Source organism: Leifsonia sp. HAY1-4F (genome assembly GCF_056755275.1).
This window is the reverse complement of the sequence record NZ_JBNDHX010000161.1, coordinates 1-5220: the sequence shown is the minus strand read 5'-3', so window position 1 is coordinate 5220 and position 5220 is coordinate 1. Positions and strand designations below refer to the sequence as shown.

Annotated in this window: 5 protein-coding genes; 2 read left to right on the top strand and 3 right to left on the bottom strand. The window is 68.7% G+C overall.

What is annotated here, in order from left to right; all coding sequences use genetic code 11:
* A partial coding sequence (locus ACPYOG_RS18555; RefSeq protein ID WP_481295622.1) for a YbhB/YbcL family Raf kinase inhibitor-like protein occupies positions 1-316 on the bottom strand: 316 nt, incomplete at its 3' end.
* Positions 317-325: 9 nt separating this feature from the next.
* On the bottom strand, positions 326-1102 hold the full coding sequence (locus ACPYOG_RS18550; protein ID WP_481295621.1) for a polyprenol monophosphomannose synthase: 777 nt from the start codon (positions 1100-1102) through the stop codon (positions 326-328).
* Between the two features lie 151 nt (positions 1103-1253).
* Between ACPYOG_RS18550 and trhO the strand changes: the two genes are divergently transcribed.
* Complete coding sequence (trhO, locus tag ACPYOG_RS18545) at positions 1254-2141, top strand: oxygen-dependent tRNA uridine(34) hydroxylase TrhO (protein WP_481295620.1); 888 nt, start codon at positions 1254-1256, stop codon at positions 2139-2141.
* A gap of 127 nt (positions 2142-2268) precedes the next feature.
* Positions 2269-3855, top strand: a complete 1587-nt coding sequence (locus ACPYOG_RS18540; RefSeq protein ID WP_481295619.1) for a Na+/H+ antiporter — start codon at positions 2269-2271, stop codon at positions 3853-3855.
* Between the two features lie 104 nt (positions 3856-3959).
* On the opposite strand, the gene ACPYOG_RS18535 is transcribed toward ACPYOG_RS18540, so the two are convergent.
* Positions 3960-5220, bottom strand: a 1261-nt coding sequence (locus ACPYOG_RS18535) for an LssY C-terminal domain-containing protein (RefSeq protein WP_481295618.1), incomplete at its 5' end; no start/stop codon positions are given.

Sequence of the window (5220 nt, the reverse complement as noted above, 5' to 3'; positions counted from 1 at the left end):
TCGCCGCACCGTGCGGAAGGTTGCCGCCTCCCTCCGCTCCGGCATCGGTCGGCAGCTCGGTCACAGCGGGCGGGATGTCGTAGACCGCCCAATGCCAGAATCCCGAGCCGGTGGGTGCGTCAGGGTCGTGGATCGTCACGGCGAAGCTCTTCGTCTCCGGAGGAAAGCCGCTCCACGACAACTGCGGCGAGATGCCGCCGCCTCCCGATCCCACAGCCCACTGCTCACGCGCGAGCGGCCGGCCGTCGGAGACGTCATCGCTCGACACGAGGAAGGAGGGAACGGCGCCGAAGCGCTCGAAAGGATCACGTGTCATGACGCAACGCTACGCCCGTTGCACAGTTTCCTGCTCGGCCGGTGACGGACGTCTGCGGAACCGTTTCGGAAGGCCGGCGAGACCCCATACGGTCACACGAAGCATCGCCTCGACGACGATCCCGCCTCCCATCTTCGACGCCCCGTGCTCCCGCTCGACGAAGGTGATGGGCACCTCCACGATCCTGAGTCCCACCTTGTGGGCGCGCCGGGTCATGTCGATCTGGAAGCAGTACCCCTGGCTCTCGGTGCGGTCGAATTGCAGACGGTGCAGGGCGTCGGCCGTGAAGGCGCGATAGCCTCCTGTGACATCCCTGACCGGGAGGCCGAGCGCGATCCGTGAATAGGCACTGCCGCCCTTCGAGATGATCCGTCTGCGTGCCGGCCAGTTGACGACGCCGCCTCCGTCGACCCAGCGGGACCCGAGGACGACGTCGGCCCCGTCGACCGCCGCATCCGCCCGAAGGGCATCGAGGAGACGCGGCAACTGCTCCGGCTGGTGGGATCCGTCCGCATCCATCTCGACGATCGCCTCGTACCCGGCGTCGAGCGCCCAGCGCATACCGGCGCGATAAGCGGCGCCCAGCCCGTCCTTTCCCGCGCGGTGCAGCACGTGGACGTTCGCGTCGGTCGCGGCGAGCGCGTCGGCGAGTTCGCCGGTCCCGTCAGGAGAACCGTCGTCGACGACCAGGACCTCCGCCTCCGGAACGGATGCGCGCACCCGTCCGACGATCGAGCCGACGTTCTCACGCTCGTTGTAGGTCGGGATGATGACCAGGGTTCGCAACAACCCGCCTCTCTGTCTGGGGCACGCCCCGGGGAACGCACCGACCTTGTCCTACCAGCCTGAACGGCAGGCGAACGCGGCTTCCGGCGTTCACAGCTTCCACGATCCTACGATCAGCCCGTCGCGGGAAGCGCTCGCTTACGATGAGGCGGTGGCTGTGCCCAAAGTCCTCCTCTTCTACGTGTTCGCCCCTCTGCCCGACCCCGACGCGATCCGGCTGTGGCAGCGGGAGCTCTGCGAGCGGCTGGGCCTGCGGGGACGCATCCTGCTCTCCGGCCAGGGAATCAACGGAACCCTCGGCGGCGAACTGGACGCGCTCAAGCGGTACCTGCGGGTGACCAAGGAGTACGGACCGTTCCGCCGGCTGGACGCGAAATGGAGCGAAGGCTCCGGACTGAATGCGGACAATACGAGCCGCGACTTTCCGCGCCTGTCCGTCAAAGTGCGGGATGAGGTCGTGTCGTTCGGCGCTCCCGACGAGCTGCACGTCGACGAGCACGGGGTGGTCGGGGGCGGCATCCGGCTCGACCCCGATGCGCTTCACGCGCTCGCCGCGGAGCGCGACGACCTGGTCTTCTTCGACGGTCGCAACCGATTCGAGGCGGAGATCGGGCGCTTCCGCGACGCGGTCGTGCCGGACGTCGCCAACACCCGCGAATTCGTCGCGGCACTCGACAGCGGGATCTACGACCATCTGAAGGACAAGCCGATCGTCACCTACTGCACCGGTGGCATCCGCTGCGAAGTGCTGTCGTCGTTGATGCGCACCCGCGGGTTCCAGGAGGTGTACCAGCTCGACGGCGGCATCGCGCGCTACGGAGAAGCGCATGGCGACGATGGCCTCTGGGAGGGGTCGCTCTACGTCTTCGATGGCCGGGGGACGATGACCTTCAGCGAGAACCCGGCAGTCCTCGGCCGCTGCGTGACCTGCAACGGACCCACGAGCAGGATGCGCAACTGCAGCGACCCCGCATGCCGCGAGCAACTGGTGGTGTGCGAGGAGTGCGAATCGGCCGCCTGCGCGCTCCACGCCGCGTAGCGGAGCTGCGAAGCCCGAACAGCGCCGCCCGGGCGGGTAACCGTCCACATCGCCACCGGCGAACGACTTATCCACGAGCTCGGGGAAATCTTGGCGGCCTCTCCGCGTTGCCGCCATCATGAACAGCATGGATCCGGTCACCACCATCGTCTGGATCGTGTCGTTCGTTCTCGTCACGGTCACAGTCACCGGCCTGTCCCGCAGGGTCGGCTGGTCCGCCCCCGTCGTGCTCGTGGTCGTGGGAGCGGCCGCCTCGTTCGTGCCGGGAGTGCCCCAGGTGGCTCTGGAGCCGGAAGTGGTGCTCTTCGGGCTGCTGCCGCCCCTGCTCTTCGCCGCAGCGATCCAGACCTCGATCGTGGATGTGCGAGCCCGGCGCGATGGCATCCTCCTCCTCTCCGTCGGGCTCGTGGCGTTCACCGTGGTGGTCGTGGGCTTCGCCACCTACCTGGCGGTCCCGGCCATCACCCTGGCGGCGGCGTTCGCCTTCGGAGCTGTGGTCGCTCCGACCGATACGGTCGCCGTCCAGGCCGTCGCGGGACGGATCCGGCTTCCTCGACGACTCGTCACCGTGCTCCAGGGCGAGAGCCTCCTCAATGACGCCACCGCGCTGGTCGCGTTGAACGCGAGCATCGCGGCGATCGTGAGCATCGTGAACCCGGTCGCGATCGGGGTGGACTTCGTGCTGGCCGTCGTGGTCGGGATGGGCGTCGGGCTGGTCATCGGCCTGGTGCTCGCAACGATCCGGAAGCAGCTGCGATCCCCGGTGCTGGACACCTCGCTCGCCCTCATCACGCCGTATCTGGCGTTCATCCCCGCGCAGCTGCTGCACGGTTCCGGAGTCCTGGCGGTCGTCGTCGCGGGCCTCTACCTGGGATACCGCTCCCCCACGATCCAGACCGCGGAGGCGCGCATCGCGGAGACGATCAACTGGCGGACGGTCAGCTTCCTGCTGGAGAACGCCGTCTTCCTCTTCATCGGGCTGGAGTTGCGCTCCATCCTCACGGCCGCGTTCGCGTCGGGGATCACGATTCCGCAGACCGTCGTCATCAGCATCGTGGTCCTGCTGACGCTCTTCCTGACCCGCTTCGTCTGGATGATCGGCACGACGGCCCTCTACCGCTATGGGCCGCAGCGCCTGCGGGAGCGCGGCTGGTCCTGGCCCACCGGCGTCGCGGTGTCGTTCGCCGGAATCCGCGGAGTGGTCACACTCGCGGCCGTGTTCCTCCTGCCCGCGCAGACGCCCCACCGCGAGTTCCTGCAGTTCCTCGCCTTCGTCGTGGTGGTGGCGACGCTGCTCGAGGGCCTGACGCTGCCGTGGGTCATCCGCCGGCTCAAGCTGCCGCCGCCCGACTTCGCACAGGAGGCGAGCGAGATGCAGCGGCTTCTCGCGGAAGCGCAGTCCGCAGGCCTGGAGCACCTGGAGTCCCAGGTGACGGGCGACGAGGACGAGCGGGTGATCGAGCGGCTTCGGATCAATGCGCTGTTCCTCTCCGACGCGCTGGAGAATCCATCGCCCGACGAAAGTGCGGACCTTCCGCTGGAATACCGCCGGCTGCGTCGGACGATGATCGGCGCCGAGCGCCAGGCGGTCCTGGAAGCGCGGGCGGAGGGACGGTATCAGGAACCGGCCGTGCGCTCGGTGCTCGCCTTCCTCGATGCCGAGGAGTCCGCGCTCAAAGCCGGGGGCGCCGAGGGGAAGAAGTCGCTCATGTGAGCCCAGGGAGCCGGAGGGCACGGAGACGCGTCAGTGTGCCAGAGGCGTCGAACCGAGACGGGTGAGCGCGGACGGATCAGCGCAGACGGATCAGCGCAGGCCGGTCAGCGCAGGCGCGTCTGATCGGCGGGCGCGTCGAGGGCCGCGAGCGCTGCCGCTTCGTCGGGGAGGAGGGCGCCCCTCCCCTTGCCCGAGCGGGCGAGCGGCGTCGAGCCCGTGCGCGGGCGCCGGGCCCAGATACGCGAACGCTTCGAGGACAGCGCCAGGACCACGAGGATGTCCAGGGCCAAGCCGAGGAGGTTGTTGCGGAGGGAGACCTGCGGGCCTCCGTCCAGGTAGTCGACCGCGGAGAAGACGATGATGAGGGCGCTGTACGACATGGCCGCGATGCGGGCCCAGTTGCTTCCGAAGAACACCAGCAGAGCGAGGAGGAAGTACAGCACCAGGCCGGCACCGAAAGCACCCATGGCGATGCCCAGCACGAGGCTCGCCGACGCCTCGTCGCCCGGCGGGAGAGAACCGGCGGGAAGCTCGGAGAGGACGAACCGGTGCCAGTCGAGCACGTTCAGCACGACGTATCCCACGCCCGCGGCGACGCGGAGGACCATCAACAGCACGCCGAGAGTCGTCGGCACCGGACGGCGCTCGGCCAAGGCCAGCCGGCGGGCGGCAGCGTCCGCCGCGACGCCGGCGCCCTCCGGATCCACGGGCACCTGGGTCAGGTCGACCACAGGCAGATCGCCATCGGTCTCGATGCTGTCGCCACCTCCATTGCGGGAGTGGTAGCCGCTCGAGAAGTCGCGGAGGACAGCAACCTCGACGCCAACATCGGCACGGAGCAGCGTCGACACGATGTGGTCCCGCTCGATGTCGGTGTTGGCGTCGATCTTGTGCGTGATCTGCAACGTGAACAAAGAGAAGCCCACCGCGCGGTCGAACGTCCCGGCCGCCAGCCACTCGACGCGGTGACCGCCGGGCAGCAGCCAGCCGTCGGGACAGCGCCAGAACCGCACGTGGTGGCGCTTGGCGGGGTTGCCCTTCACCTCCTGCTGGTACGCCGCGTCCTGCTGGCGCCCGAACAGGAACAGGGGGCTGACCGGCGCTTCGTCGTAGCTCCGGCGCAACAGCGTCGACGTCACGATCCGCCAGCTGGACCGGAACGTCACGTCGTCGGCGCGCGTCCAGCCGGCCTCGCGCATCGCGTCGTCCAGCTGCGCCTCCGATCCCACGAGCGCGAGGTTGATCGGGTCCCCCAGGAGGCCGTCGCTCGTCCGGGCGCGGCCCATGAAATAGTCCGGGACGTAGATCTCCGTGAGAATGCGGTGCAGGCGAGGGAGCACCAGGTATGCCAGCACGATCCAGAAC